Below are 24,503 nucleotides of genomic sequence, written 5' to 3' on the forward strand. Positions count from 1 at the left end.
CGGGTGGACACTCACGTCATGCGCCCCTTGTACGGTTGGTGCCCTTGGTAGTCGTCGAGATGCCCGTTGATGCTTGCAAAGATGTGGTTGAGCATGCCTCCGATCGACTCCGTGCTTGGCTCGGACGACCAATCGCCGTAGTGCCAATCCGAGTGGAGGCCGGAGTGTCCTTGGTACGTCTTCCTGTTGTAGCGCGAGCAGATACAGGGGTGGCCATGAAAGCACGATGGGTATGCAGATCGAGCGCCAGGTTCGCCCGTACTAGGGTCCACGAACTCGACGAAAGGTGGGATCATCCGGTACCCATCGAACCTCATTTCCACTACGTAAGTTTCCGAGTCGACTCTGGATGCACCGGTCACACGAACGCGCAAGTCGTCCTGAGAGAGCATCGACGTGTCGACTTGCAGGCGGAAGCAGTCGACGATCGGCTTCGCCTGTTCCAGCTCCGTCCGGATGTGGTGCAGACTGACCTCGGGCGGTACCATCAGACGTTGACGCCGCCGCCGGTGAGTACGAGTACGACCTTGTCCTTGAGCTTGAAGTTCGCGAGCTTCTCATCGGCGGGCTTCAGTTGCTCGCCAGAGTCCTTTATGACCAGCGCGAACTGGCCCGCCCCGTCCAGTCCGAAGTACTTGCGGGCCGCTTGGACTACCTCTTCGACTGTAGCGGTCGTTGGAAAGTCCAATGTGTCAGTACCTCGGGTCGTTTCGATTACGAGCGAGATGGTCTTCTCAGAGTTCATCGTTTAGTGTCTCCTGTGGTTAGTAGGTTGCGGAGGAGGATGGAGTGCGAGCCCACGGCACGATTGCCGAGAGCGCGATCGAGAGAGTGGATACGTAAGAGGAGGGTTCACCGTTTCGTCAAGAGGAGTATCTTGTTTATCTCGTCAAGTCAACGCGCTTAACGCGGGTGCAAAAAAACTAGCGGATCCGAGAGTACGAGAACTCCCGCCCGCCGGTTGGGGCATGATCCTCCTGCCTCATGAGGAAGCCCTGTTCCCAGAGCTGTTTGAACTTGATGCTGGCGTTGGCGATTGGAATCCCGGTCGCAGCGGCGAACTCCGAGGCCTTGGCACGATCTCTCGTGAGTGCGAACTGAAACGCTGCTGCGTTTCCCGGAGTAGGTTCGACGCCGATCACTCGATGTTCTTCGCCGCTCCAGACCAGGAACGGTTGGTCCTTTCTTTGGGCCGCTGCGTCCCAGTTCTCGAGCATGTCGTCGTCTCGAATGTGCTCCAGACAAAAGCCCTTGATGCCCCGGTATCGCCGGGCGATCTCAACGACCGTCTCGGAGGCGAACGAGATGTCGACGCGCGAGACACCGCGTAGGGAGATCCTGAGCACTGTCGCGCCTGGATGGTCCTCCACCGCGGCGAGAAGGCGCTGGAAGACTGCGCGCCCCTTTTCGCGTCCCCAGCCCTCGTCAGCCTCCATGAGGTCGGCGAGGACGACTACGGGGGTGCGGATCTCGTTCATCTCGTCAATTTAAGCAGATCCCATCTCAATGGTCAAGGCGAAAGGCGAAGCTGAGGTGAGTCCCCCACAGCAACGGGAGTTCGCTGAAGCAGTGGGCGACGCTGTAGCCGCCATGGCCTGGGCTCAGGAGGACTCGAATCTCGGGCAGACGGATATCGAGATCGGCGCGGTACTTGATGGCCTTGGCAGCGCTACCCTTGAGGCCGCAGCCGCGGTCCTTCCCATATCGGGAGACACCTTGCCGGAAGATCTCCACGAGGAGGTCGACATCCGTCAGCCGGTGGAGGACAGGGTGCTCGCGTTCCAGGGCGGGCCTTAGGGTCTCTAGAATGCCGAGGCCACTGTCAGACACGGCGACGCTGAGCTTGTTCCCGGCTCGGTAGACCTGCAGAGCCGCGAAAGCATCGAGCCGCGTTTGACTATGCGAGAAGACATTGTCAACTAGCTCCGCAAAGACCGTCCAGGCGGCTTCTGTCAACGAACCTACGTCGGTCCGGTCCTGACACGCTCTCGCGATGACGTTCGCCATCCGCTTCGGAAGGTCGTCGTCACGTGAGTCCTTGTTGATCCTGGCGATCTCTACTAGGCCCGCGTTGCGGCCCCTATGGAGCGTGGCTCTCGACACCTCTGGTCTGTACGGTTTGACGTCGACATCGGGTGCGAGATGGTCAAAGAAGCCCATCCGGTCTAGGTAGCCATGAAGTCCGGAGTCACCGTCCTGGAAATCTAGCTGCACCATCTTCGTGGTGGCGTCGAGTTGGTTGACTAAGGAGAGTAGTCGGACGGCCGCGTCGATCATGAGCTTGCATCCCGCCGGAAAGATGAAGGCGATTCGGTTGGACCTTGATTGATGGGGCGATTCCGCGGTACTCAATGCACGCTCAAACGTGTCCGAGTTGACCCAGCGAGGTGGGAAAGGAACGGTGAGGTCGTACTGCATAGCGGCGTGCCAGTGGATGAACGCAACGACATTCCAAGTCGGGCGTGTCCTGCTTGGTTGGTAAGCTCTACAACCTCCCAGTATCCCTCGCCCGATCCAACACCGGCTGATAGATCCGTAGCGTAGCCGCATCCACCAACTGTCCGCCCGGACCGCCGGCCCCAGCCCTCTTCGCCACCGAGTCGTTGTACAGGGTCACCATCGTCTGCGCCTGCTTGATCTGTTGGTCGGGGGCGGGAAGAGGTCGTTGGCAAGCGGAATCTGGTTGGGAGTTCTTGTCGAGTTCGTGGCTGGAGTGCGTACCGACGCGGGCTCAGAGAACCAGGTGCCGCGCGGCTCCTGGACCTTGGGCAGGTTGATGTCGAGGTTCTCGTAGGGCACTGGCGGCTCCGAAGGGGCGCAGCGTGTCCGATGGTCGGTCGCTGGTTGTCGGGAATCTACACAACCTGAGTATGCGCCCGCCCAAGGAAGGTACTGTAGAGGGCGACGAAGCTCCTACGTCCGCAGCAGATCCTCATCGAGCGGAGCGTCGAAGTCCTCCGGCACCGCGAACCGACCCTCGTCCACGCCGAAGACCGGTCGCCCCACGCTCCCCATTCGATTCCTTCCCCGACGGATTCCGACTCGCCGCAGTTCCGCCACCTCCGATCCACTCAACCGCTCCCGCACCGCCACCCGCGCCTCCTCATACTGGGCAATCAACTCATCGCACAGCTCCGCCGTCGTCCGCACCTCATTGACCATCCCCACACCCTGGCCGGCGGAGAAGATCTTCTTGTAGCGCGTCCGCGCCTTGCCGGGGTCGACGATCTGCCCGGGCGGAGTCGCCTTGACCTCGTCGAGATCCAGGCCGGCAGCCTCGATGCTGGGCGCCAGGAAGTTGGCGGGGAAGCCGTCGAGGGCGGTCGTGAAGAGGACGTCCTTCGCGGTCGCTCCGAACAGGGCGCTGCGGTAGTCCTCGCTGGCCAGCGACTCGCGGACGGGGATGAAGCGGGTGCCCATGTAGGCGAGGTCGGCGCCCATGGCGAGGGCGGCGACGATGTCGCGGCCGGTGCTGAGCGAGCCGGCGAGGACGATGGGCTTGTCCGTGATCTCGCGGACTTCGTTGAGGAGGGCGAAGGGGTTGAGGGTGCCGCAGTGGCCGCCGGCGCCGCCGCAGACGGCGATCAGGCCGTCGGCGCCGGCTTCGAGCGCCTTCTCGGCGTGGCGGCGGGAGGCGATGTCGTGGAAGGCGACCCCTCCGTAGTCGTGGATCTGCCGGAACACGTCCTCGGGGGCGCCCTTGGAGGTGAGGATGACGGAGACCTCGTGCTGGATGCACAGCTCGAGGTCGCCGGGGTAGCGCTCGTTCGTGCGGTGGACGACGAGGTTGACGGCGTAGGGCGCCGGTTCGATCCCCTGGTCGCGCAGTTCCTGCATGCCGCGGGTCATCTGGTCGAGCCAGTCGGCGAAGACCTCGCGCGTCCGGGTGGAGTGGGCGGGGAAGCTGCCCATGACGCCCCGGGAGCAGGCGGCGAGCGCCATCTCGGGCGACGATACGAGGAACATCGGCGCCGCGATCAGCGGAATGCGGAGGCGGCCTCCGAAGGTGAGGTCGAGGGTCATGGGGGCTGGTGGCCGGGAGCGTATGAGCGGATGGGCGAGACTAGCGGCTCCAGCGGCACCGAGGGCTTCATCCGCGAGAACGTCAAGCCAGGGGTAGTAACGACGACCGGCCCTACGACACGATTGACCAGATGGAATGGTGGTGGGCCGAAATGGAGGGCAAGCGCCTCCGCTACGGCGACCTCAAGGCCGCGTGCGCTTCCACCAGAAGCGTGGCCGGCAACAATCTTGGCGACCGCGGTAGAGTGCCGGCCTTCCGCTCTGGGAGAGACCATGTCCACGACCATCACCATCCGCTTCAACGGGAAGTTGGTCGTTTTGTGGAGTTCCGTCGTTGCGGCGGTGTTGGTCGGCTGGCTGGCGCTCTCACCGTACTTTGTGGTGTGGCGTCTTCAATCCGCGGCAGGTAGCCAGAACGCCGACGCCCTCTCCGCGCTGGTCGACTTTGAGAGCGTTCGCAGCAGCCTCAAAGAGTTCCTGTACTCGCAATGGCTCGACTCCGTCGGAGACGACCAGGACGGATTCGCCGCCCTCGGCTCCACACTCGGGGTCATGCTCGTCGATTCGCTCATCGACCGGTTCGTAACGCCTCACGGATTCGCGGCATTGATGCGGAACCCAGAACGCGGCTTGAACGCGGAGGAGCCTCCAGACGACGTGATTGACGACATCTCCACGTCCGGCATCGAGACGCGGAAGGCGTTTGAATCGCCAAACAGATTCGTCTTCGAGACTTGGGCGACCGGGATGGACGACCAGCGGGTCGGATTCGTCCTCAAGAGGAAGGGGCTCTCGTGGCGCGTAACTGGCCTCCGACTTCCACTTCCACCACCGGCGGATGCGCTCGCCAGCACACGCAGCGCCGAACCCGCCACCCGACAAGAAGACGAGCCGGGTTACTGGCATCTCACCGAATCGGTGGACCCCATCGACGACTCGGTGACCATCACAGCGGTGGTCTTGGCCAACGGCCAACCGTCATTCGGAACCGGCCCCATGCTGGCTGTCCGATGTGCGAAAGACAAGACAGAAGCGTTCATCGACTGGAGCGAGTACCTCGGCAGTGGCCACGGCGGCAGGGTCGTGGTCCGCTGGAACGATGGGGCACCCACGACACAACGCTGGAGCGGCAGCACCAGCCACAGATCTACTTTCTCCCCGCAGCCTATTGCTTTCGTGCGTTCCCTCATGGAGCACAACAGGCTCGTTGTCCGAACCACTCCCTACAACGATGCGCCTGCCACCCTCGTCTTTGACTTGACCAGTGAGAGTAAGCGTCACACACTCTGGCGAATCGCGGAAGCCTGTAACTGGGATCCGACCAGGAGGGAAGCTGTACCGGTTGAAGCCCGAGAAGCACGTTACGTCACCCCTGCACAGCTTGCAGACGTGAAGCCTGGGATGACGGAGGCCGAGGCCGAGGCTCGTTTGGGCAAGGTCCTTCCCCGCCACGTCCGCTTCTGGCCGGAGGAGGACGTCTTCGCTTGGTTCTATCCGAAGGACCCAGGCAGGCACGGGGAGGGATCCGCGGTTGGCGTGTTCTTCCGCATTAGTGACCGGAAGGTCTACCGCACAGATCCCAACGCGGTTGAGGGGCGTTGACCACCAAGTCGAGCTCCTTACCGCCCTTGATGATGGCGTGTGGCGTCACGCGAGCAGCTAGACGGCCTAGCTCCCAGCGCCACCTAACAGCCCTCGCTTGACCCGGGAGCTGTAGCAGCTATGGAAGAGGGGGCCGACTCGACTGGCAGGGCGGCCGAGATAGATCTGCGCCCTCCCGCGGACGCGGACCCGCAGGCTGTAGCAACGGCTCGTGCAGAACTGGAGACGTTCCGAGCAGAGTGCCAGGAGCAGTACATGGTCTTCGCGCTCAACGTAGAGTTGCGAGGCCATATCCCAACGTCAAGAAGGTGGCAGTTCCTCTGGGACTCGGAGCGTGCAGACGTGCTCCTGTCGGTAGGCACTGGGCCCCCAGCCAGTGAGTATGTGCCTGGTGGACGCACTTTCGCGGCAATGAGGCAGGGGAAGTTCCTAGATGCCGTGTCGAAGGGTGGAGACTTCGGCTGCCGTGATGCCAATGCGTTCGTCGTCTTCGTCTACTCACTGCGGGAGCACCGTTGTCGCCGCAAGCTTGCGCGCCTGTTCGACGTCGAAGACAACGCGGTTAACTGTGTGCTCATGGGTGACATTCGCTACGTCCGGCACGCCATCCTTCACACGGCATGGAAACTGCCAGAGAGGTACAGGAGCAACCTCAAGATTCTCCCCCTGCTCTGGGGTGAGATTCCCGAAGGGGAGTTGCGTATCTCGGCTGACATGGTCACGGAGCTGATGAAACAGATCAACGCACTTCGAGTCGAGATTCAGTGACGAGCATGAGGGAAGTCGGTGGCTGTGACGGTGGTCTTGGGCGGCAAGGGATCGCGTTTCCGCTTCTGCGTCGTCGAGTCGTTCGGCCGGCTAGCCTTTCCTGCGCCAAGTGGACACCAGACGACGGAGCGGCACGACTTCCCGGTACACGCCGCGGGCGAGCCAGCGCTGCCCGCCAGTCCTGAGCGTCGCGGAGCGCCGCTGGGTTCAGCCGATCCGCCGCAACAAGCCGTGCAGCCCTGTGCGAAGCTCACGGTTGACGTGCAAGCCCGTGCTTGCATAACGTCAAGCCTCGGCCCGCAAGACCGACCCCAGACATGTGGACATCTACCGCGCCATCGCTGACCCAACCAGGCGAGCCATCCTGGATGAGCTCGTCGATCGGTCGGGTCAATCGCTCTTCGAACTCTGCGGGCGCCTGATCATGAAGCACGGCATCAACTCCTCGCGGCAGGCGATCTCGCAACACCTGGGCGTCCTGGAAGCCGTCGGGTTGATCCGCACGAGGCGCGAGGGGAGGTCGAAGCTCCACTGGTTCGAGGGCGCCCCGCTGGAGGCGATCAAGGAGCGGTGGCCGGCCTCGACAGACGAGGACACTTCACACTCAACGGATGAGGGCATCGAGGAATGAGAATCCACCTGACCGGCGTCTTCGTGGACGACCAGCGGAAGGCACTTCGCTTCTACACCGAAACGCTCGGCTTCCAGGTGAAGCACGACATCCCTCTGGGAGAGCACGCCTGGATCACCGTCGTGTCCCCGGAAGCTCCGGAGGGGACGGAGTTGCTGCTTGAGCCCGCTGCACACCCCGCCGTCGGTCCATACAGGGCAGCGTTGGTGGAGGACGGGATCCCCGGCGCCAGCTTCGCGGTCGATGATGTCGAAGCCGAGTACGAGCGTCTCGTGGCGAGAGGTGTGCGGTTCGTTCAGCCGCCAACGGACCTCGGGACTGTTGTTACCGCAGTCTTTGACGATACTTGCGGCAACTTGATCCAGATCCAGGAGGAGAAGGGTCAACCGTGACGATCGCACGGAACATCCTCGCCGCCATCGTCGGCTACGTCGCCATGGCCGCCTTGCTCTTCGTACTCTTCTCGATTCTGTGGCTGACGGTGGGGCCCTCGCGCGCCTTCGAGCCGGGTTCCTGGGAAGTGCCCGTCGGCTGGGCCGTCGTCCAGCTCGTGCTCGGGCTCGTGGGCGCGTACGTCGGCGGGCAGGTCTGTGCCCGAGTGGCGCACGATGCCAAAGGCACCACGATGCTGATCGGCCTGGTGATCGTGATGGGAGTGGTGAATGCCCTGATCCCGCCGGAGGTGGCGGCAGGACCGCGCCCCGACGACGTGTCGATGATGGAGGCGACCGCGGGGGCTCTTCAGCCGGCTTGGTTCAACTGGCTCAATCCGGTGATCGGGGCTGTGGGGGTGTGGTTCGGGACGCGGAGGTTGCGGGCGCGGTCGGCCCGCTAGCTCCGCTAGACGCGCGGCGTCAGTTATCGAACCGCCTGTACCTTGAGCTGCAGGCCCTCGCGTTCCTGAAGGCAACTGATGATCTCGAAGATGTTGCGCGCCTGCGGATTGCCGTTCGGACCGAGCATGCGCATCAGGCTCTTGGGCGACTTCGCGGTCAGACCAGCGAGTTCGCGAAACCCGATGGTCGCGTTGACGTAGTCGCGCAGGATCGACTTGCCGACGTCTACCTCGCCGGCAAGAAGGCACTGCACCGCTTCCTCGAGCAGCGCCTCCCGGAAGCCCGGGTCGCTCTCGATCCTCTCCTGGACCGTCACTCTGAAGTCACGAGTCAGTGGCATGGTCTCAACCCTCCTTCCGCTTTCTCCGCCCGTACTCGCGCCACAACGCCCGCGCAGCCTCGATGTCGCGCTGCTGACGCGCCTTCGTTCCACCGCCCAGGAGGATGATCAACGCATCACCATCCCGTCCGAAGTAGATCCGGTAGCCGGGGCCGAAGTCGATTCGGTACTCAAACACCCCGCCGCCGACACCCTTCGCATTCGAGAGGTTGCCCATCTCCATCCGGTACAGCGCCGTCGCCACCCGCGCGGCGGCGTGCCGATCAAGTCGACCGATCCAGCGACCGAACGGGCTGCCTCCTCGGACATCGACGAACTCCTCGACTGCGATCATCGACGCATGGTAACGGATACGTTACCCGAATGCGCGCCTGGATGCACGAGGAGGCTGAGCTTCGGGGACGACAAGATCGTCCGGAGCGCGCTGCTAGCGTGCGGCGCGAGAGCAACGGCTGTTGGCAATGGACCCAAAGCGTGCTTCGGGGGGCTACGTCGTGAGGACTGTGCTCAAGGAGGAAAGGGGCTACTACGACGAGAACTTCGACCAGCTCAGGCGCCAATACCCGGACCAGCACCTGGTGATTCACGGCCAGCAGGTCATCGGTGCCTACCCGAGCTGCGACGAGGCCATAGGTGCCGTCTACGCGAAGGGCATCAAGGGCGGAGCGTTGGTGCGGAAGAGCGGGACTCGAGAAGACACCTTGGTGGTCCCGGTTCTTGTTGGAGGCTGACTTCCGTCGCGGCCTAGAATCAACCTCGTACGCCTCGGCCGTGAGAGAGAGCGCGTACTTGGAACGGCAGATCATGCGGGCCAGCAAGGACCAGTCGTGACCCAGCCCAAAGCTACACCGCCGGATCGCAGTCGGGATGCCGTCGTACAGTCACCCGCGCTTGGACCCCCACCGGCCAGCATCGACCCCGATTGGCAGGAACGGATCGAGCTAGCGAAGCGAGTACGGGAGGAGACGCGGAAGGCCCGGGGTGACAAGCCGTCCACGTTCGACCTGCAGGGGCTGCCAATCCGGATCCGGCCGTGACGATTAGCGTTCCCGTTCTTCTTCTTCTGCTGATTGCCGCGGCGCCCGTGCTGGCGCAGGTAGAGCCGACCCCGGAGGCTGAGGCGGATCGCCTGTGGGCGGAAGCGACGCAGTTTGTCGAGCTGGACCAGTTGCCCGAAGCGCTCAGCGCCCTGGACGACATGGTCGAGCTCAAGGCGCTACACCCTGGCCTGGAACTGCCGCCGCTCTTCTGGGCTATCCACGCTGCAGCGGCAGAGGAGGAGGGGCTGCACGACGTGGCCGTGTCATCCGCGCGTCGCTACGTCGACCGGAGAGGCAGCAATGCCGCCGAGCGTTACGTTTTCGCCATTCGGCTCGTCGTCCAGGCCGACCTCAAGGCAGTACGCCTGGCGGATCCAGACCGAGAGATCCACACGCTGAACGTTGGCGGCGTCGCAGTGGAAGGCATGAAGCCGCCTGTGCGGACGAATCCCCACTCCTATGCGCCAAGGAAGACTGCGTGGGCGCGTGAGGCTGGTGCCTACGGTGCTGCGGTGATCGGATTCGTCACCGATGAACGCGGAAGGGTGGAGCATCCGGTCATTCTCCAGGACCCGGGTTACGGACTCGGTCTGGAAGCGGCGAGGGCAGTGAAGCGGTACAAGTTCAAGCCGGCGACGCTCCACGGGGAGCCTGTTGCCGTGTACCGGATCGTGACGATCAACTTCCCTCCGTCACGCTAGCGAACTGCTCGACCGTCCGGGCGCGCGGCGGGTCTCACGGGTTCGCCGCAGCGTACTTTTCCCGGACCGGACTAGACTGCCCGCGCGGCGAATCGCCTGCGCCGTCACCAAGGAGGAAGACCATGCTGACAAGAGACGAAATGTCCATCGCGTTCGCCAAATGGGGCGCCGCCTGGAACGAGCACGACCTCGACGGCGTGATGGACCTGTTTCACGACGAGATCTACTTCGAGAACTGGAACGGAGGCTCGGTCAGGGGTAAGGAGAATCTGCGTCAGGCATGGGCGCCATGGTTCGCCAATCATGGAGACTTCAAGTTCACGACCGAAGAGACCTTCATCGACGAAGTCGACCAGAAGATGCTCTTCCGCTGGCAGCTCGATTCGCCCTCGTTCGAGAAGGGCCAGGGGGACAAGCACGAAGCCAGGCGCGGCCTCGATGTGCTGCACTTCCGGGACGGCAAGATCGTCGAGAAGCTGACCTACTCCAAGACCACGATCGAACTGGACGGGGAACGCGTACGTCTGACGACGCCGTGATGCCCGCGCCGAAGGCGCTGGTCTTGACGACAGCCCACCGTGCGGTCATGCTGAGAACGCTGACCTCGACTCACACGGAGGGCTGAATGCGCTCGACTATTCTCGCTGCCCTGCTCGTGGTGCTCGCGACTCCGGCCGGGCTACAGGCCCAGGCCATGGAATCGGCCGAACCCTTCAAAGTCGGCACCTTCCAGATCGACGGGGAGGCCGTCGTGGGGCTCGTGCTGCGGGATTCGCTGATCGTCGACATCGGCGCGGCGAACACCGAGCTGGAGCTGGATTCGAGCTACCCCCGGCTCGTCATGCCGGCCGACATGCTCGAGCTGATCGGCCGGTACGAGTACGGCCTGAAGTACCGGCTCTACGAGATCGTCAACGACCTCGTCGCCGGGAACCGGCTGTCGGGGGGCGCGCGTCCTGCCTACGTCCACGACGTCGCCGACGTCAGGATCCTCGCGCCGATCCTGTACCCGAGCAAGCTCATGAACGCGGCGGTCAACTTCTACTCGCACGCGTGCGAGGGCTGCACCGAGGAGGAGCTGCAGGCGCAGACCAGGGAGCGGCAGGAGAACCGGGGCGTGCCCTACCTCTTCTTGAAGCCCACCCGCGGCGCGATCATCGGCAGCGGCGAGGACATCGTGATGCCCTACGGCCGTGACCGGATCGAATGGGAAGTCGAAATGGCCATCGTCTTCGGCCGCACGGGCAAGTACATCTCCGCGAGCCGCGCATACGACCACGTGTTCGGCTACATGGTCGCCGTGGACATATCCGATCGTGGCGGCCGTCCTCCGGGTGGCTTCGGCGCAGTCCTGGACTGGTTCGTCGGTAAGGGCCATGACACGTTCGCGCCCCATGGGCCCTGGATCGTTCCGAAGGAGTTCTACGGGGACCCGATGGAGCGTTTGCACCAGACCCTGGTCATCGACGGCGTGACCGTCCAGGAGGCCAGGGCGGGAGACATGATCCACAACATCCCGGAGTTGATCGAGTACGCGTCGTCGCTCATTACCGTGTTCCCTGGTGACGTTCTGCAAAGCGGGACGTCCGGCGGAACCGGCGCCGGTCGCGTCCAGCGCGCGACAGGCTCCGGGTACCTCCAGGCGGGCGAGACGATCAGCGCCAGCATCGAGGGGATCGGCACGCTGACCCACACCGTGGTAGCCGAGGAGAGCGTTCCGGCGGACCTGTCCGGCGCGCAGCTCCCGCCGGTCGAGACCTATCGCCCGCCACGCTGACGGGACGGAAGTGCATCGCCGCCGTGCGCATCCGGCGCGTCGTCCCGCGACCGCGCAGTCTTCCGCCTACAACCTCCCAGTGGCCCTCGCCCGATCCAGCACCGGCTGGTAGATCCGCAACGTCGCCGCATCCACCAACTGCCCGCCCTTGCCGCCGGCTCCGGCGCCCTTCGCCACGGACTCGTTGTAGAGATCGACCATCTTCTGCGCCTGCTTGATCTCCCTGGGCGATGGCGCGAAGACGTCGTTGGCCAGCGGAATCTGGTTGGGGTGGATGCACCACTTGCCGACGGCGCCGAGGGTGGCGGCGTAGGTGGCCTGCTTGAGGTAGGCCTTGTCGTTGCGGAAGTCGCCGAAGGGGCCGTCGATGGCGTCGATGCCAGCGGCGCGGCAGGCGGCGATCATGCGGACGCGGTGGGCGGACCACATGTCGCCGGGGTAGCGGTAGTCCTTGTCGAGTTCGTGGCCGAAGCGCATGCCCATGCTGGCGGAGAGGTCGCCGAAGCCGAGGATGAGCGCTTCGAGGCGGTCTGAGCAGGTGGCGATCGCTTCGACGTTGGCGAGGCCCTCGGCCTCCTCGATCAGCGCCTCGAGGCCGATCCTGCGCTCGAGCCCGAGCTTCTGTTCCAGGCCGTCGAGCATCGTCTCGAAGAACCAGATGTCGCGCGGTTTCTTGACCTTGGGCAGGATGATGATGTCGAGGTTCTCGCCGGCGCCTTCGACCACGCTGATCACGTCGTCGACGGCCCAGCGGGTGGTGTGGTCGTTGACGCGGACGGAGCGCACCTTGCCTGTCCAGTCGAGCTCGTTCAGGCCGTCGATGGCGATCTGGCGGGCGCCTTCCTTCCTGTCCGGCGCGACGGCGTCTTCCAGGTCGAGGAAGACGAGGTCGGCGTCGCTTCCGGCCGACTTCTCGACCATCCTGGGGTTGCTGGCGGGCACCGCCAGCTCGGAACGTCTCAGTCGCATGCGTGTTTACTCCTTGCCTTCCCCGTCCGGCGTGGCGTCCGGCCCGGCGTTGAGCCCGAACTGGGCGAGGATCTCGTCGCGGTGCTCGTCGAGCAGGGGCGCGCGGCGCCGGACGCCGGTCTTCGTCTCGGTGTACTTGATCGGGCAGCCGACGATCTTGACCGGCGCGTTCTCGCCAGGCAGCTCCACTTCGGCGACCATCTCGCGGACCGCGGTGTGGGGGCTTTCGAAGATGTCGGCCGCGGTCTGCACCGGGCCGCAGGGGACCCGGCCGGCGAGCGCCTCGACGATCTCGTCGCGGGTGTGCGCGCCGGTCCATCCGGAGACGACCGCCTCCACGAACTCCCGGTTCTCGCGGCGCGACCAGAAGTTCTTCGTGCGTTCGTCCTCCACCAGGTCGGGCCGGCCCATCTCCTGGCAGAGGATCTCCCACTGCGCCGGCGTCGGCGCGGCGACCGCCACGCCGCCGTCCTTCGCGTCGTAGATGCCGAACGGGGAGAGGCTGTGGTGGTGCTTGCCGCGGGGCGGGAGCTGGTGGCGCAGGCTGGAGCCGTAGTTCGCGAACACGGACTCGCACAGCAGGTTGACGCCGTCGACCATCGCGACGTCCATGAACTGACCCCTCCCGGTCCGCCGCGCGTGGTGGACCCCGGCGACGACGCCGAGCGCCATCAGCGTGCCGGGGAACAGGTCGCCGACGGAGGCGCCGCCGGGGTAGCCCCCTCCGGGACGGTCGTCGTCGCCCGGTGGGCCGTTGACGTGGGCGAAGCCGCCCATCGCCTGGGCGACGATGTCGAAGGCGGGCCAGTCGGCGTGGGGACTCTCGCCGGTCCGCGGGTCGCCGAAGCCGCGCAGCGCCGCGTAGACGATCTTCGGGTTGCGCTCGCGGATCGTCTCGTAGCTCAGCCCGAGCCGGTCCATCACGCCGGCGCGCATGTTCTCGAGCACCGCGTCGGCCTGCTCGCACAGGCGGAGGAAGGTCTCGCGGTCGGCGTCGTCCTTCAGGTCGAGCGAGATGCTGCGCTTGTTCCGATTGATGCTGCCGAAGTAGCCGCCGAAGTCGCAGCCGCCGTCGACCCCCGCCTTGCCCTGGGCCGGGTGGATGAAGTCCTCGGGGATGGGCGGCGAGGGGCGGGACATGTCGCCGGTCGGCGGCTCGACCTTGATCACGTCGGCGCCGAGGTCGGCGAGGATGGCGGAGCCGAACGGCCCGGCGAGCGCCATCGTGCAGTCGATGATGACGAGGTCGCCGAGCGGCCCGCGAGCCCGGGGATCCGGGCTCACTACGACCCCCAGTGCGAGCGGCGCTTGATCAGCACCTCGCGCTCGCCCTCGAAGACGATCGTGCCGTCCTGCTTCGTGCCCCAGTGCTTGAAGCGGACGACGCCGGCGTCGTCGCGGTCGGCGTCGCGGGTGGCGAGCACCTCGGTGTAGGCGGTCAGCGTGTCGCCGAGGAAGACGGGCGCGCGGAAGCGCAGCTTGTCGAGGCCGAGTTCGGCGAGCGCGTTCTCGGCCGTGTCCTGGGTCGCCAGGCCGATCACCGTCGAGCCCGTCACCAGCCCGAACACGAGCCGTTGCCCGAAGGGCGACTTCTGCATGCGGTCCTCGTTGAAGTGGCCGTCGGCGGTGTTCATGACGAGCTTGGTCAGGAGTTGGCTCTCGACCTCCTCGATTGTGGTGCCGCGGGCGTGCTGCATCTTCTGGCCGGCGGCGAAGTCCTCGAAGTAGGTGGAGGGCGAGGTGAGGGCGGTGGTCATGGGGACGCCTCGCGGCGCTTGGCGACCAGGTTGGTGCGCTGGTAGCTGACGACTTTCTCGCCGTGCTGGTTGAAGGCCTCCGTCTCCCAGGTGACGATGCCGAAGTGGGGTCTGGAGCCGGACTCGCGGCGGCCGACGACGCGGCTCCTGCCGGTGATCGTGTCGCCGGGGTAGACCGGCCGGTGGAACTTCACGTCGTTCACGCCGAGGAACGGTCCGCCGCCCTCGGAGAGGTCCTCGACCGACATGCCGACGACGGTGCAGAGCATGAGCAGCGGGTCGATGACGACCGAGTCGTGCCCGTGGGCGCGCGCGTACTCGGCGTTGAAGTAGAGCGGGGTGAACCGCATCGTCGCGGTGGCGAAGAGCGCGTTGTCCGCTTCGGTGAGCGTGCGACCCCAGTGGTGCTGGAAGGTCCGGCCTTCCTCGAAGTCCTGGTAGCGGTTGCCCTTCTTGTTGAGGGGGAAGGTGGAGAAGTCGGGGTCGGGCATTGCGGCGAAGTTTCTACCACGCAGAGGCGATTGCCGCCCGCTGGGTGCGCGGGTCTTCTGACCCGCTGCCGCCGCAGGCGGCCAGGGACACGTGCCGGCCGTCAGGCCGGCTCCGCCTTGGCGGTCAGTTCCATGCAAGGCTGCGCGGCAGAAACTGGGCGCACCTGCTTCCGGACTTCTGCCGCGCCTAGCCCTGCTGCCTCTCCGGAGGCGTTTCGTCGGGCTCCACGACTTCATAGCCTCTCTCTCGGAACTGCGAGAGCGGCCCGTCGGGCCGGAGCAGGTCTTCAAGCGGCAGGATGGCAATGGTGGAGTCGTTGTTGCTCAAGGCGAGCTCGGCGTTCTCGAGCCAGAGTTCCCAACTCCGCGACTCCATCTGGCTCAGCTCCTCCGGGTCGGCGGCGAGTCGCCTGGGATCGCAGGCCTCGGTGGCCGGATCGCCTGGGTGGGCCCTAAGCGAGGCCAGATCGCCTACGGCCCAGGCAGCCGCAAGACGGGCGTGCGCCTCGAGCTGGGCATCGAGCTCCTGAAGACGTGCCTGCAGGCAGGTTTGCTCCGCGCCGCCCGACATTTCTTCCATCTCATCGAGAAGATCGGTCGAGTCTTTGAAGCGCTTGGAGAGGACCGTTCGCACCTCCTTGACGCGGTGCTTCCGGGCACTCTTCTCTATCGCCCGATGGATGGTGTGCCAGCGCTCCAGGCCTGCGGATTGCGCCGCGGAATCGAAGAGTTGCTTGGCCGCGACGTTGGGTCGCAGTCTCTCGAGATCGTCTTGCTTCGGCGCGTATCTGAGTCTGGTTTCAGAGAAGAGCTGGTACAGGTCCTCTGGCAGCAGGTCCTCCAGGGTTCCGCGGTCCGGGATTCGTCGGGTGCGCCTGAACTGCCTGAGTCCCCGCACCACTCTCACCGGGTTCGACGCCCTGACGGTCACGGCCCTTGACGTCAGGTACTCCCTGGATTGAGCCAGCACCTTTTCGATGGAGTCCGATTGCCAGCGGAGGCCGTCCGGCACCAGTTCCGGAGTACCGAGGATCCACAAGACATGGTCACCCCTGGTGACCTTCCAGAGGGGCGGCCCGGGGAGCTTTCCCAGGACCTGGATCTCCTCCTCGACGAGATCCACCGGGCGCGGCTCGGGGCCGCCGTTCTCCTGGGCGATCGCTCCCGGAACGGCCGGTGAGGCCGCGAGTAGCAAGGCTCTCCAGATCATCGAAGGACTCCTTTCGCCCTGAGAACGGTGGATCGCGGCCTTTGATTCCACCGGTGTTGCCGTGAGTGGTGCCGCTTCGCGGCACTCCACTCGCTACGATGAGCCGCGGTTGAATGGAAGCCCCCGGGAGGATCGATTGAACGAAATGAAGCCCGCGGAGATCAAGCCCGCAATCAGCATCGATGTCGTCAACCAGCTCGACGCTCGGGTCGGCACGATCGAGAGCGTCACGGATGTCGAGGGGTCCAGCAAGCTCGTCCGACTCAGGGTCGATTTCGGCGATCACAAGCGGACGATCCTCGCGGGGATGAAGCAGGAGCGCGAAGACCCGACCGAGATCGAAGGTCGGCAGGCGCTGTTCATCGTCAACCTGGAGCCGAGGAAGATGATGGGGGAGACCTCGGAGGGCATTGTCTTCGACGTCGGTTACGAGGACGGGATTCAGCCGGCGCTGCTGCTCCCGGAGCGGCCCGTGCCGAACGGCGCTCGTGCCGGTTGAGTCGCGGAGTGTGGTCGCCGCTTCGCGGCGCGAGTCGTTGGCCGTCTGCGGCGGCAGCCGGCCAGAAGGCCGGCGCACCCCAGTGTGGGGCGCTGCCATAGAAGGCCTTAGCCTTGCTGCCCTTCCGGAGGAGCTTCGTCTGGCTCCCGGACTTCATAGCCTCTCTGTCGGAGCCATGACAGGGGTCCGTCGGGCCGGAGCAGGTGCTCGAGCGGCAGGATGGCGAAGGTGGAGTCGTTGTCGGTCACGGCACGATCGACGTTCTCGAGCCAGAGCTTCCAAACGCGCGATTCGATCTGGCTCACCACCTCCGGGTCGGCGAGCGTGAAGGAACCGCAGACCCCGGTGGCCGAGTCGCCTGAACGGGCCCTGATCGAGGCCAGATCGCCTACGGCCCAGGCGGTCGCAAGACGTGCGTGCGCCTCGAGCTGGGCATCGAGCCCCTGAAGAAGCGCCTGCAGACAGGCTTGCTCCGCCTCGGGCGACATCTCCTGAGTCGAATCGAAGAGAGGCAAGTCCTTGTGGCGCTCGGACAGGCGCGTTGGCACCTTCTTGACGTTGCGCTTCCTCGCTCGCTTCTCGATCGCCCGACCAATCGTTAGGCCCGACTCCAGGCCGGCGGATTGCGCCGCCGAGTCGAAGAGCTCCTCGGCCGCGACGATAGGCCGCAGTTCTTCGAGGCCGTCCCGCTTCGGTGCGTATCTGAGTCTGGTCTCCGAGAAGAGCCGGTACAGGTTCTCCGGCAGCACGTCCTCCAGGGTTCCGCGGTCCGGGATCCGTCGTATGAGCTTCCACAGCCGCCGTGCCTTCCACAGCCGCCGTGCTCTCACCGGGTTTGTCACCCCGACGCGCGTGGATGGAAGCGGTAGGCACTCGCTGGAGTGGGCCAACGCATGTTCGATGGAGTCCGGATGCCAGAGGAGATCGTTCGGCACGAGTCTGGGAATGCCGAGGATCCACAGGACGTGGTCGTCCTTCGTGACCTTCCAGAGGGGCGGCCCAGGGAGATCTCCCATGACCTGGATCTCTTCCTCGACGACGTCCACCGGGGCCGGCTGGGATGCGTCGTTCTCCTGGGCGATCGCTCCAGGTACTGCCACCGAGGTCGCGAGTAGCAAGGCTCTCCAGTTCATCGAGGGGCTCCTTTCGCTCTATGAACGCTCGACGGGCAGCTTTGATTTCACTCGTGTCGCCGTGAGTCGTCGCCGCTTCGCGGGGCGAGTCGTTGGCCGCCTGCGGCGGCAGCCGGCGGGGACGCCGGCGCACCCAGTGTGGGGCGCTGTACCATCCACTCATGATTCCCTGGAACAACCTGAAATCGACCCTGGAGCAGGACGCCGAGTTCCGGTACACGATCCGGCACTGGTCGGCGAGCCTGCGGTTGAGCGTGGGCGACCGGCACCATGCGATCCGCTTCGAGGACGGCGCCGTGGCGGCGGTCGAGCCTTGCGAGGCCGACGCGCCGGCCGACGTCTTCATCGCCGGCCCGGAGGAGGAGTGGCGCGAGCTGCTGCGCGAGGTGCCGCGGCCCTTCTACCAGGACCCGTTCTTCGCCAGCGTGCATCACGGCATCGAGCTGAACCGCGATCAGCTCGACTACGCCGCCTACTACCCGGCGCTGCGCCGGCTGGTCGGGGTGATGCGCGAGATGTCCAACCCAACCGAGGGAGCTTCCGCATGAGCTTGTTCCGCCTGTTTCTTGGCGTGGTCTTTGGGGTGATCACGGTGTACACGGTCGCCGTCGCGATGGAACACGGTCTGGGGCTGCTACCGATCTTCTTTGGTGACATCGGCGAGATGACCTGGAACGGCCAGTTCAACCTCGACTTCCTGGGGTTCCTCACGCTGTCGGCGCTGTGGGTCGCGTGGCGGAGCGGCTTTTCCCCGGGTGGCCTGCTGCTCGCCGTCGTCGCCTTCTTCTTCGGCGTGCCGTTCCTGACGCTCTACCTCTTCATCCTGAGCCAGCAGACGAACGGCGACATCGCGCGGATGCTCCTTGGCGACCAGCGGGCCGCGGCCTGATGCCCACCTTCGCGCGGCGCGTCGGCCGCTACCTGGACCTCGAAGTCCAGGGCGTCTCCTACGAGGTCTACTTCGAGTCGGCAGGGAACCCGGACGGCATTCCGCTGGTGCTCCAGCACACCGCCGGCTCCGACGGCCGCCAGTGGCGGCACCAGCTCGAGGACGAGAGGATCGGCCGGCACTTCCACCTGCTGGCCTACGACCTGCCGTACCACGCCAAGTCCGTGCCGCCGGCGGGCGTCGAGTGGTGGAAGCAGGAGTACAGGCTGACCAAGAGCTTCCTGCTCGACTTCGTCGGCGCCTTCGTGGGCGAGCTCCAGCTCGAAGACCCGGTCTACATGGGCAGTTCGATCGGCGGCCACCTGGCCCTCGATCTCGCCCTGCACCGGCCGGGACTGTTCCAGGCCGTCATCGGGCTCGAGGCGGCGATCAAGTCGGACCCCGGCAACATCGACCTGCTCGACCACCCCGAGATCAACAACGGCTACAAGGGCGAGCTGATGATCGGCATCACCTCGCCCGAGGCGCCGGAGGCGTTCCGCCGCGAGGTCGGCTGGTGCTACAGCCAGGGCGCGCCGCGGGTGTTCCGGGGCGACCTCTTCTACTGGGGCACCGACCACGACCTGGGCGACCGTGCGTCGGAGATCGACACGTCGCAGACCCGGGTGTTCCTGCTGACCGGCGAGTACGACGCGGCCACGCCGCCGGCGGCGTCCGAAGAGGTCGCGGCGCAGATCAAGGGCGCGACGTACCGGACGATGAAGGGCCTGGGCCACTTCCCGATGTCCGAGGACCCGGAGCGGTTCTACGGGTACATCGAGTCGGTGCTGGAGGAGATCGTGGGCGATCAGACGCGGCTGGGGTCGCCGGACTTTTCGCCGGCCGCGGCCGCCGGCAGCTAGTAGCTATGCCGGCCATGTCCGCGTCCGAGATCGACGCGTTCCTGAGCGAAACGCGGATCGGCGTCCTCTGCACCAACGACCTCGACGGATCGCCGAACGGTGTGCCTGTCTGGTTCGAGTGGGACGGCGAGCGGATCCTGATGTTCAGCAGTGCCTCGCACAAGAAGATCGCCCGGCTGGAGAACGATCCAAGGGCGTCGCTCCTGGTAGCTCGTGAAGCTGGCGAACCGGAAGCGTGGGTCGCCGTCGACGGTGTCGTGTCGATCTCGGAGGAGGGCGTCGTGCCGCTCATGGAACGGCTCGCCGCGCGCTACTGGGTCGACGAAGATCCGGCTGTGGCGAGGGCGCACGCGGAGACGGTCGACATGTGGCGCCGGGCGGCGGCGCAGTTGCGGGTGCTGACGATCGTTCCGGAGGAGATCAGGAGCTATCGGGCCTGAGAGCGGAAGGTCTTCACACCCAGATCCCGCGCGCGCTCAGTCAGTCCGGTGTCGCTTCCGGAGTCGCTGGAACACATCGGACGCCGGCTCAACCTGGCCGGCCTCGATCTGGCGGTCGCCTAGCTCAAGGATCTTGAGTAGAGCCATCCGGCTGTACTCCCGGTTCCATTCGGAGAGCGACTCGGGTACCGGAAGCGGCTCGATTGCAGCGAGTCTGTCGATCGCGTCCGGTTGGCGCCGCCGCTTGTCGCGCTCTTCGTGGGACTGCTCGTCTGGGCCAGTCACGATCTTCCTCTCCGTATTCGGCCGACGTGAATCGATCGGGTCTTGACGACGCTAACAGGACTGCCGAAGTGCTGGCGGTCGAGCGACGTGGATCCACGCGATAGCGCCTGGTTCGGTTGCCGCCAGGCGCTTACACGTATACGATGCGTGGCATACGTATTGCCGTGTCAGGAAGGCAGATCATGAAGAGCAAGCTGACAATCACCGTCGACAGTGAGTTGGTTCCCAGAGCCAAACAGTACGCAGAGGCTCGGGGAGTCTCGCTGTCGTCTCTGATCGAGGCATCGCTGAGAGAGATGGCGGGCGAGAAGACACCCTCGTTTGCATCGCGGTGGCGGGGTCGATTCAAGCCGGCACGGCGGGCGGACGGCCGCTACGCAGCGCTCGCCCGCAAGTATCTCTGATGCTGCTGGACACGGACGTCCTGATCGACGTCGCCCTGGACCGGCGCCCTCACTCGGAAGCGTCCACCGAACTCCTCGAACGAATCGAGCGGTCGTCCCGTCGCGTGTTCGTGGCGTGGCACAGCCTGTCGAACTTCTACTACCTGGTGACTTCCGAACGTGGAGCCCGCGACGCCCGGGACTTCATCGCCGAGTTGATCCGCTTTGTCGCCGTTGCGCCCGCTGATACGGCGACTCTCCGCTACGCGATCTCCGTCCCGATGACGGACTTTGAAGATGCGATGCAGGTTGCGGCTGCGCGGGCGTGCGGAGCGGAGCACATCGTTACGAGGAACGTCCGGGACTTCAGACTGTCCCCGATCCCGGCCGTGACCCCGCGAGAGGCGCTAGCGCGCCTGTTCTAAGGGTGCCACGATTGCGCTCCTCTGCCCATCACCCTAAGCTGAACGGCCACTCATCAGTCTCGCCCAAGGAGGACGACCGGCAGTGGACATCGGCCTGAACGAAGCGCAGAAGACCGTCGGCTACATGACCCCGGAGCGCGCGATGCTCCGCCGGATCGCCCGGGACTTCACGGACAAGGAGGTCTTGCCGGTCGCCAACGAGCTGGACCCGAAGAAGGAGACGATCCCGCAGTCGTTGATCGACCAGATGGGCGAGCTGGGTTTCTTCGGGATCGTGATCCCGGAGGAGTACGGCGGCGCCGGGCTGGGCGCGTTCGAGTACTGCCTGGTCGCCGAGGAGCTGGCTCGGGGCTGGATGAGCGTGGCGAGCATCATCGCCCGCGGAAACGGCTTCTACCGGTCGATCCCGTTCGAGGGCGAGGAGCGCCTGAAGCGCATCCGGCTGATGGCTGAGGGCAAGTACCTCGGCGCGCTCGCCATGTCGGAGCCGGAGGTGGGCTCGGACATCTCGTCGATCACCTGCCGGGCTCGGATGGAGGACGACCACTGGGTGATCACCGGCAACAAGTACTGGTGCACGTTCGCCGACGGCGCGAACTTCATCCAGGTCATCGCGCGGACGGAGGGCGACCCGGCGAAGCGCCACGCTGCCCTGACCGGGATCGGGATCGAGAAGCCGCCCGGCGAGCTGCCGGAGGGCGTCACGGGCTCGCCGATCCCGAAGATCGGCTACCACGGCTGGAAGACCTGGGAACTCCACTTCGAGAACGTCCGGGTCCCGATCACGAAGCAACAGCGCGAGTCCAAGGGCCAGGCGTTCTACGGCATGACCCGCGGCCTGCAGACGGCGCGGGCCCACACCGCGGCGCGCTCGATCGGCCTCGCCCAGGGAGCGCTGGAGCAGGCGATCGCGTACTCGAAGGAGCGCATCCAGTTCCGGCGCCCGATCGCCGACTTCCAGGCGATTCGCTTCAAGATCGCGAACATGGCCGCCGAGGTCGAGGCGGCCCGCCAGTTGAACTACTCGGTCTGCGCCAAGATCGACACGGGCGTGTCCTGCGCGAAGGAGGCGGCGATGGTGAAGTACTACGCCGCCGAGATGTCGGAGCGCGTGTGCTCCGACGCGCTGCAGGTGCTGGCCGGCGCCGGCTACACGACGGACTACCCGGTCGAGCGCTACTGGCGCGACGCGCGGCTGACGAAGATCTTCGAGGGGACGTCGGAGATCATGCTGAAGATCGTGTCGGACGAGCTGCTTGGGAAGCCGTCGAGGAGTTAGTGATGAGACTCGCGAACCATCTTTGGGACCGCTTCGGCGGCCTCGGTTTAGACGACATACCGGCAGAAGCCCGCACCGTGGCCGGCCAGTGCGTGCTCGACTGGTTCGGCTGCGCGCTCGCCGGCAGCCGCGAGCCGCTGTCCGGGATCCTGCGCGATGAGCTGGGCGGCCAGGCCGGCCCGTGCTCCATCGTCGGCACGGACTTGCACTGCGCGCCCGGCGTCGCCGCGCTCGTCAACGGCGCGGCTGGTCACGCGCTCGACTTCGACGACACGCACAGCATGATGGGCGGACATCCGACCGTCCCGGTCTTCCCGGCCGCCCTGGCGCAGGCCCAGGAGATGGGCGCGAGCGGCGAGCGGCTGTTGCTCGCCTTCGTTGTCGGCATCGAGGTCGAGTCGCGCGTCGGTGCGCTGATCGGGGGCGCTGCATACACGAAGGGCTGGCACTCGACCTCGACGATTGGCGTCCACGGCGCGGCGGCGGCCGCCTGCCACCTAATGGGCGCGAGCAATGAGCAATTCGCTTACGCGCTTGGTCTTGCGGCGTCGCAGGCCAGCGGCCTGAAGGCGAACTTCGGGACGATGACCAAGCCGTTCCACGCCGGGCACGCCGCCGAGCGCGGCCTGCTCTCGGCGCGACTGGCGATGCGCGGCTTCACCTCGAACCCCGAGGCCGTCGACGGCCGGCAGGGCTACGCCGACGCCGCGGCTGCCGGCCACGAAGAGGTCAAGTGGGAGCGGCTAGAGGAGCAGGACGGCCGCTTCCTGATCGAGGACACGCTGTTCAAGTACCACGCCGCCTGCTACCTGACCCATGCGGCGATCGAGTCTGTTGGGCGGTTGCGGCCGCAGTTGGCGGCCGCGGGCGTCTCGGCAGGGGATGTCGAGAAGGCGATCGTCACGGTGCATCCGGGGTTGCTCGACGTCTGCGGCATTCCTGAGCCCAAGACCGGACTGGAGGCGAAGTTCAGCCTGGTGGGCACGACGTCGCTGGCGATGCTGGGGATCGACACGACGGACACCGGGACGTTCGTGGACGAGACGCTCGACGATCCGGAGGTCGCGCGGATGATCGACAGGGTCGAGGTGCGGACGGATCGGGGGATGGGGCACACCCAGGCACGGGTCGAGCTGCGGGCGAACGGGCACAGGTTGGAGGAGTTCCACGACACCGGCATTCCGGCGACGGACCTGGAGGCGCAGGGCGCGAAGCTGGCGGCGAAGATGATGGGTCTGACGGCGCCGTTGCTGGGGGCGGAGGCTAGTGACCGCTTGCGGGAGGCTTCGCTCCACCTGGAGGCGGTCGAGGACCTCCGCGATCTCTGCTGAGTGTCGGTACGCCGGCCTTCTGGCCGGCATCCGGGCGATGCCGCGAGGCGGCTTGAGGGACTACGCCGCCACGCGGTGGCTTCCCGAGCGGGAATCCGTCCTGTAGGGTTCTCTGTTCGCTACACTGCCGCCATCGCGGCTGTGACAAGACGAGCAACTACCGCCACGGAGGTACTCCAACATGAGTAGACCGCCTGGCTGGCGAATCACGGTTGGGATAGAGGCGCATCAAGAGGACGGTGAGTGGGTCGCCACCTGCCCCGACCTCGGCTTGGCCAGCCAAGGAGCTTCGCTCGACGAAGCCTTGGAGATGCTGCAAGAGGCGACGGTCCTCTTCTTTGAAACGAGCGACGAACTGGGGATCCTGGCCGAAGAGCTGGTCAAGAAGGGACTCCTGACGCGCGATCTGGCCCCCCACTTCAGGTTCGAAGTCACGACATCGGCACTTCCGCGCCGCGCGACCGACGATGGGCGTCCGACGCTTCTTGAGTTGCCGCTGAATGGCCAGGTTGCCGTCGCTTAAGCCGCGAGAAGTTGTACGCGCCCTCGAACGACTCGGGTACAAGACGATACGGCAGAAGGGGTCGCACCTCTTCATGTGGACTCCAGGGCGTTCGCCGGTCGTCGTGCCGATGCACCGGAAGGACGTGAAGCCCGGAACTCTTTCCAGCTTGCTCCGGGGAGCTGGAATCGAGCGCGACGAGTTCCTGGCGGCGCTGAAGAAGAGGCCGAAGTGACTCGCCTAAGCAGAGCCGGCCTTGAGGCCGGCGCACCCAGTGTGCGAGCGGACCG

At 65.5% G+C, this 24,503-nt stretch carries 33 protein-coding genes; 20 read left to right on the top strand and 13 right to left on the bottom strand.

Features of this window, described 5'->3' with window-relative positions; genetic code table 11:
• Positions 1–487: 487 nt before the first annotated feature.
• From OXG83_14945 to OXG83_14960, 4 genes are all read right to left on the bottom strand, one after another.
• Positions 488–745, bottom strand: a complete 258-nt coding sequence (locus OXG83_14945) for a hypothetical protein (GenBank protein MCY3966330.1) — start codon at positions 743–745, stop codon at positions 488–490.
• A 178-nt stretch (positions 746–923) separates the two neighbouring features.
• Positions 924–1,478: a hypothetical protein gene (locus OXG83_14950; protein ID MCY3966331.1), complete on the bottom strand. Its 555-nt coding sequence runs from the start codon at positions 1,476–1,478 to the stop codon at positions 924–926.
• A 25-nt stretch (positions 1,479–1,503) separates the two neighbouring features.
• Positions 1,504–2,277, bottom strand: a complete 774-nt coding sequence (locus tag OXG83_14955; GenBank protein MCY3966332.1) for a hypothetical protein — start codon at positions 2,275–2,277, stop codon at positions 1,504–1,506.
• Between the two features lie 636 nt (positions 2,278–2,913).
• Entirely contained in the window at positions 2,914–4,023 is a 1,110-nt protein-coding gene (locus OXG83_14960) for a nitronate monooxygenase (protein MCY3966333.1), read from the bottom strand.
• 273 nt (positions 4,024–4,296) lie between these two features.
• Between OXG83_14960 and OXG83_14965 the strand changes: the two genes are divergently transcribed.
• The 5 genes from OXG83_14965 to OXG83_14985 all read left to right on the top strand — a co-directional run bounded on the left by OXG83_14965 (position 4,297) and on the right by OXG83_14985 (position 7,859).
• Positions 4,297–5,625, top strand: a complete 1,329-nt coding sequence (locus OXG83_14965; protein ID MCY3966334.1) for a DUF2939 domain-containing protein — start codon at positions 4,297–4,299, stop codon at positions 5,623–5,625.
• Positions 5,626–5,745: 120 nt separating this feature from the next.
• The gene (locus OXG83_14970; protein ID MCY3966335.1) at positions 5,746–6,393 is read left to right on the top strand and encodes a hypothetical protein; all 648 of its coding nucleotides are present in this window, start codon (positions 5,746–5,748) and stop codon (positions 6,391–6,393) included.
• Between the two features lie 319 nt (positions 6,394–6,712).
• Positions 6,713–7,024, top strand: a complete 312-nt coding sequence (locus tag OXG83_14975) for a metalloregulator ArsR/SmtB family transcription factor (protein MCY3966336.1) — start codon at positions 6,713–6,715, stop codon at positions 7,022–7,024.
• Complete coding sequence (locus OXG83_14980) at positions 7,021–7,416, top strand: VOC family protein (GenBank protein MCY3966337.1); 396 nt, start codon at positions 7,021–7,023, stop codon at positions 7,414–7,416. The genes OXG83_14975 and OXG83_14980 overlap by 4 nt, the downstream gene beginning before the upstream one ends.
• The gene (locus OXG83_14985; protein MCY3966338.1) at positions 7,413–7,859 is read left to right on the top strand and encodes a hypothetical protein; all 447 of its coding nucleotides are present in this window, start codon (positions 7,413–7,415) and stop codon (positions 7,857–7,859) included. Before OXG83_14980 ends, OXG83_14985 begins: the two co-directional genes overlap by 4 nt.
• A 23-nt stretch (positions 7,860–7,882) precedes the next feature.
• Here OXG83_14985 and OXG83_14990 read toward each other — a convergent pair whose 3' ends face one another.
• Both OXG83_14990 and OXG83_14995 read right to left on the bottom strand, forming a co-directional pair.
• A complete protein-coding gene (locus tag OXG83_14990) occupies positions 7,883–8,200 on the bottom strand; it encodes a transcriptional regulator (GenBank protein ID MCY3966339.1) in 318 nt (105 codons plus the stop codon).
• Between the two features lie 4 nt (positions 8,201–8,204).
• On the bottom strand, positions 8,205–8,531 hold the full coding sequence (locus tag OXG83_14995) for a type II toxin-antitoxin system RelE/ParE family toxin (GenBank protein ID MCY3966340.1): 327 nt from the start codon (positions 8,529–8,531) through the stop codon (positions 8,205–8,207).
• Positions 8,532–8,661: 130 nt separating this feature from the next.
• Between OXG83_14995 and OXG83_15000 the strand changes: the two genes are divergently transcribed.
• The 4 genes from OXG83_15000 (at position 8,662) to OXG83_15015 (ending at position 11,718) form a co-directional block, all read left to right on the top strand.
• Positions 8,662–8,931, top strand: coding sequence for a hypothetical protein (locus OXG83_15000; protein ID MCY3966341.1), 270 nt, complete (start codon positions 8,662–8,664; stop codon positions 8,929–8,931).
• A 302-nt stretch (positions 8,932–9,233) separates the two neighbouring features.
• Positions 9,234–9,941, top strand: coding sequence for an energy transducer TonB (locus tag OXG83_15005; protein MCY3966342.1), 708 nt, complete (start codon positions 9,234–9,236; stop codon positions 9,939–9,941).
• Between the two features lie 122 nt (positions 9,942–10,063).
• Positions 10,064–10,480: a nuclear transport factor 2 family protein gene (locus tag OXG83_15010; protein MCY3966343.1), complete on the top strand. Its 417-nt coding sequence runs from the start codon at positions 10,064–10,066 to the stop codon at positions 10,478–10,480.
• A gap of 86 nt (positions 10,481–10,566) precedes the next feature.
• The gene (locus OXG83_15015) at positions 10,567–11,718 is read left to right on the top strand and encodes a fumarylacetoacetate hydrolase family protein (protein MCY3966344.1); all 1,152 of its coding nucleotides are present in this window, start codon (positions 10,567–10,569) and stop codon (positions 11,716–11,718) included.
• 66 nt (positions 11,719–11,784) lie between these two features.
• Here OXG83_15015 and OXG83_15020 read toward each other — a convergent pair whose 3' ends face one another.
• The 5 genes from OXG83_15020 to OXG83_15040 form a co-directional block, all read right to left on the bottom strand.
• Positions 11,785–12,687, bottom strand: coding sequence for a CoA ester lyase (locus OXG83_15020; protein MCY3966345.1), 903 nt, complete (start codon positions 12,685–12,687; stop codon positions 11,785–11,787).
• Positions 12,688–12,693: 6 nt separating this feature from the next.
• A complete protein-coding gene (locus OXG83_15025) occupies positions 12,694–13,971 on the bottom strand; it encodes a CoA transferase (GenBank protein MCY3966346.1) in 1,278 nt (425 codons plus the stop codon).
• Entirely contained in the window at positions 13,971–14,444 is a 474-nt protein-coding gene (locus OXG83_15030) for a MaoC family dehydratase (GenBank protein ID MCY3966347.1), read from the bottom strand. The genes OXG83_15025 and OXG83_15030 overlap by 1 nt, the downstream gene beginning before the upstream one ends.
• Positions 14,441–14,935, bottom strand: a complete 495-nt coding sequence (locus OXG83_15035) for a MaoC family dehydratase (protein MCY3966348.1) — start codon at positions 14,933–14,935, stop codon at positions 14,441–14,443. Before OXG83_15035 ends, OXG83_15030 begins: the two co-directional genes overlap by 4 nt.
• 187 nt (positions 14,936–15,122) lie before the next feature.
• Positions 15,123–16,145, bottom strand: coding sequence for a TraB/GumN family protein (locus OXG83_15040; GenBank protein ID MCY3966349.1), 1,023 nt, complete (start codon positions 16,143–16,145; stop codon positions 15,123–15,125).
• Positions 16,146–16,290: 145 nt separating this feature from the next.
• On the opposite strand from OXG83_15040, the gene OXG83_15045 reads away from it, so the two are divergent.
• Positions 16,291–16,644, top strand: a complete 354-nt coding sequence (locus OXG83_15045; GenBank protein ID MCY3966350.1) for a tRNA-binding protein — start codon at positions 16,291–16,293, stop codon at positions 16,642–16,644.
• A 107-nt stretch (positions 16,645–16,751) separates the two neighbouring features.
• Here the strand turns inward: OXG83_15045 and OXG83_15050 are convergent, their stop codons facing one another.
• Positions 16,752–17,777, bottom strand: coding sequence for a TraB/GumN family protein (locus tag OXG83_15050; GenBank protein MCY3966351.1), 1,026 nt, complete (start codon positions 17,775–17,777; stop codon positions 16,752–16,754).
• A gap of 161 nt (positions 17,778–17,938) precedes the next feature.
• Here OXG83_15050 and OXG83_15055 point away from each other — a divergent pair, with 161 nt between their 5' ends.
• The 4 genes from OXG83_15055 to OXG83_15070 are packed head-to-tail and all read left to right on the top strand — an operon-like array spanning position 17,939 to position 20,008.
• On the top strand, positions 17,939–18,325 hold the full coding sequence (locus tag OXG83_15055; GenBank protein MCY3966352.1) for a hypothetical protein: 387 nt from the start codon (positions 17,939–17,941) through the stop codon (positions 18,323–18,325).
• Entirely contained in the window at positions 18,322–18,666 is a 345-nt protein-coding gene (locus OXG83_15060) for a hypothetical protein (protein ID MCY3966353.1), read from the top strand. The genes OXG83_15055 and OXG83_15060 overlap by 4 nt, the downstream gene beginning before the upstream one ends.
• On the top strand, positions 18,666–19,568 hold the full coding sequence (locus OXG83_15065; protein ID MCY3966354.1) for an alpha/beta hydrolase: 903 nt from the start codon (positions 18,666–18,668) through the stop codon (positions 19,566–19,568). Before OXG83_15060 ends, OXG83_15065 begins: the two co-directional genes overlap by 1 nt.
• A 14-nt stretch (positions 19,569–19,582) precedes the next feature.
• Positions 19,583–20,008 carry a pyridoxamine 5'-phosphate oxidase family protein gene (locus OXG83_15070; protein MCY3966355.1) on the top strand — a complete coding sequence of 142 codons (426 nt, stop codon included), beginning with the start codon at positions 19,583–19,585 and terminating at the stop codon, positions 20,006–20,008.
• A gap of 36 nt (positions 20,009–20,044) precedes the next feature.
• Here the strand turns inward: OXG83_15070 and OXG83_15075 are convergent, their stop codons facing one another.
• Positions 20,045–20,293 (bottom strand): hypothetical protein, encoded by a 249-nt coding sequence (locus OXG83_15075; protein ID MCY3966356.1) that lies wholly within the window; start codon positions 20,291–20,293, stop codon positions 20,045–20,047.
• A 182-nt stretch (positions 20,294–20,475) separates the two neighbouring features.
• Here OXG83_15075 and OXG83_15080 point away from each other — a divergent pair, with 182 nt between their 5' ends.
• The 6 genes from OXG83_15080 to OXG83_15105 all read left to right on the top strand — a co-directional run bounded on the left by OXG83_15080 (position 20,476) and on the right by OXG83_15105 (position 24,448).
• Entirely contained in the window at positions 20,476–20,697 is a 222-nt protein-coding gene (locus OXG83_15080; GenBank protein MCY3966357.1) for a DUF6364 family protein, read from the top strand.
• A complete protein-coding gene (locus OXG83_15085) occupies positions 20,697–21,101 on the top strand; it encodes a PIN domain-containing protein (GenBank protein MCY3966358.1) in 405 nt (134 codons plus the stop codon). The genes OXG83_15080 and OXG83_15085 overlap by 1 nt, the downstream gene beginning before the upstream one ends.
• A gap of 124 nt (positions 21,102–21,225) precedes the next feature.
• Positions 21,226–22,380 carry an acyl-CoA dehydrogenase family protein gene (locus OXG83_15090; protein ID MCY3966359.1) on the top strand — a complete coding sequence of 385 codons (1,155 nt, stop codon included), beginning with the start codon at positions 21,226–21,228 and terminating at the stop codon, positions 22,378–22,380.
• 2 nt (positions 22,381–22,382) lie between these two features.
• A complete protein-coding gene (locus OXG83_15095) occupies positions 22,383–23,711 on the top strand; it encodes an MmgE/PrpD family protein (GenBank protein MCY3966360.1) in 1,329 nt (442 codons plus the stop codon).
• A gap of 181 nt (positions 23,712–23,892) precedes the next feature.
• A complete protein-coding gene (locus OXG83_15100) occupies positions 23,893–24,234 on the top strand; it encodes a type II toxin-antitoxin system HicB family antitoxin (GenBank protein ID MCY3966361.1) in 342 nt (113 codons plus the stop codon).
• Entirely contained in the window at positions 24,212–24,448 is a 237-nt protein-coding gene (locus OXG83_15105; protein ID MCY3966362.1) for a type II toxin-antitoxin system HicA family toxin, read from the top strand. Before OXG83_15100 ends, OXG83_15105 begins: the two co-directional genes overlap by 23 nt.
• The last annotated feature ends 55 nt before the right edge of the window (positions 24,449–24,503 follow it).

The sequence above is a fragment of the Acidobacteriota bacterium genome (genome assembly GCA_026707545.1).
GTDB lineage: Bacteria > Acidobacteriota > Thermoanaerobaculia > Multivoradales > Multivoraceae > Multivorans.

Excerpts from the sequence above, each read along its gene's own strand:
- OXG83_14950 (MCY3966331.1), bottom strand. The coding sequence starts at position 1,478 with ATGAACGAGATCCGCACCCCCGTAGTCGTCCTCGCCGACCTCATGGAG.
- OXG83_14965 (MCY3966334.1), top strand. The coding sequence starts at position 4,297 with ATGTCCACGACCATCACCATCCGCTTCAACGGGAAGTTGGTCGTTTTG.
- OXG83_14955 (MCY3966332.1), bottom strand. The coding sequence starts at position 2,277 with ATGATCGACGCGGCCGTCCGACTACTCTCCTTAGTCAACCAACTCGAC.
- OXG83_15060 (MCY3966353.1), top strand. The coding sequence starts at position 18,322 with ATGAGCTTGTTCCGCCTGTTTCTTGGCGTGGTCTTTGGGGTGATCACG.
- OXG83_15055 (MCY3966352.1), top strand. The coding sequence starts at position 17,939 with ATGATTCCCTGGAACAACCTGAAATCGACCCTGGAGCAGGACGCCGAG.
- OXG83_15020 (MCY3966345.1), bottom strand. The coding sequence starts at position 12,687 with ATGCGACTGAGACGTTCCGAGCTGGCGGTGCCCGCCAGCAACCCCAGG.
- OXG83_15000 (MCY3966341.1), top strand. The coding sequence starts at position 8,662 with ATGGACCCAAAGCGTGCTTCGGGGGGCTACGTCGTGAGGACTGTGCTC.
- OXG83_15040 (MCY3966349.1), bottom strand. The coding sequence starts at position 16,145 with ATGATCTGGAGAGCCTTGCTACTCGCGGCCTCACCGGCCGTTCCGGGA.
- OXG83_14945 (MCY3966330.1), bottom strand. The coding sequence starts at position 745 with ATGAACTCTGAGAAGACCATCTCGCTCGTAATCGAAACGACCCGAGGT.
- OXG83_15015 (MCY3966344.1), top strand. The coding sequence starts at position 10,567 with ATGCGCTCGACTATTCTCGCTGCCCTGCTCGTGGTGCTCGCGACTCCG.
- OXG83_15010 (MCY3966343.1), top strand. The coding sequence starts at position 10,064 with ATGCTGACAAGAGACGAAATGTCCATCGCGTTCGCCAAATGGGGCGCC.
- OXG83_15045 (MCY3966350.1), top strand. The coding sequence starts at position 16,291 with ATGAAGCCCGCGGAGATCAAGCCCGCAATCAGCATCGATGTCGTCAAC.
- OXG83_15065 (MCY3966354.1), top strand. The coding sequence starts at position 18,666 with ATGCCCACCTTCGCGCGGCGCGTCGGCCGCTACCTGGACCTCGAAGTC.
- OXG83_15085 (MCY3966358.1), top strand. The coding sequence starts at position 20,697 with ATGCTGCTGGACACGGACGTCCTGATCGACGTCGCCCTGGACCGGCGC.
- OXG83_15090 (MCY3966359.1), top strand. The coding sequence starts at position 21,226 with ATGACCCCGGAGCGCGCGATGCTCCGCCGGATCGCCCGGGACTTCACG.
- OXG83_14980 (MCY3966337.1), top strand. The coding sequence starts at position 7,021 with ATGAGAATCCACCTGACCGGCGTCTTCGTGGACGACCAGCGGAAGGCA.
- OXG83_15100 (MCY3966361.1), top strand. The coding sequence starts at position 23,893 with ATGAGTAGACCGCCTGGCTGGCGAATCACGGTTGGGATAGAGGCGCAT.
- OXG83_15035 (MCY3966348.1), bottom strand. The coding sequence starts at position 14,935 with ATGCCCGACCCCGACTTCTCCACCTTCCCCCTCAACAAGAAGGGCAAC.
- OXG83_15095 (MCY3966360.1), top strand. The coding sequence starts at position 22,383 with ATGAGACTCGCGAACCATCTTTGGGACCGCTTCGGCGGCCTCGGTTTA.
- OXG83_15070 (MCY3966355.1), top strand. The coding sequence starts at position 19,583 with ATGTCCGCGTCCGAGATCGACGCGTTCCTGAGCGAAACGCGGATCGGC.
- OXG83_14970 (MCY3966335.1), top strand. The coding sequence starts at position 5,746 with ATGGAAGAGGGGGCCGACTCGACTGGCAGGGCGGCCGAGATAGATCTG.
- OXG83_14960 (MCY3966333.1), bottom strand. The coding sequence starts at position 4,023 with ATGACCCTCGACCTCACCTTCGGAGGCCGCCTCCGCATTCCGCTGATC.
- OXG83_15030 (MCY3966347.1), bottom strand. The coding sequence starts at position 14,444 with ATGACCACCGCCCTCACCTCGCCCTCCACCTACTTCGAGGACTTCGCC.
- OXG83_15050 (MCY3966351.1), bottom strand. The coding sequence starts at position 17,777 with ATGAACTGGAGAGCCTTGCTACTCGCGACCTCGGTGGCAGTACCTGGA.
- OXG83_15105 (MCY3966362.1), top strand. The coding sequence starts at position 24,212 with ATGGCCAGGTTGCCGTCGCTTAAGCCGCGAGAAGTTGTACGCGCCCTC.
- OXG83_15080 (MCY3966357.1), top strand. The coding sequence starts at position 20,476 with ATGAAGAGCAAGCTGACAATCACCGTCGACAGTGAGTTGGTTCCCAGA.
- OXG83_14990 (MCY3966339.1), bottom strand. The coding sequence starts at position 8,200 with ATGCCACTGACTCGTGACTTCAGAGTGACGGTCCAGGAGAGGATCGAG.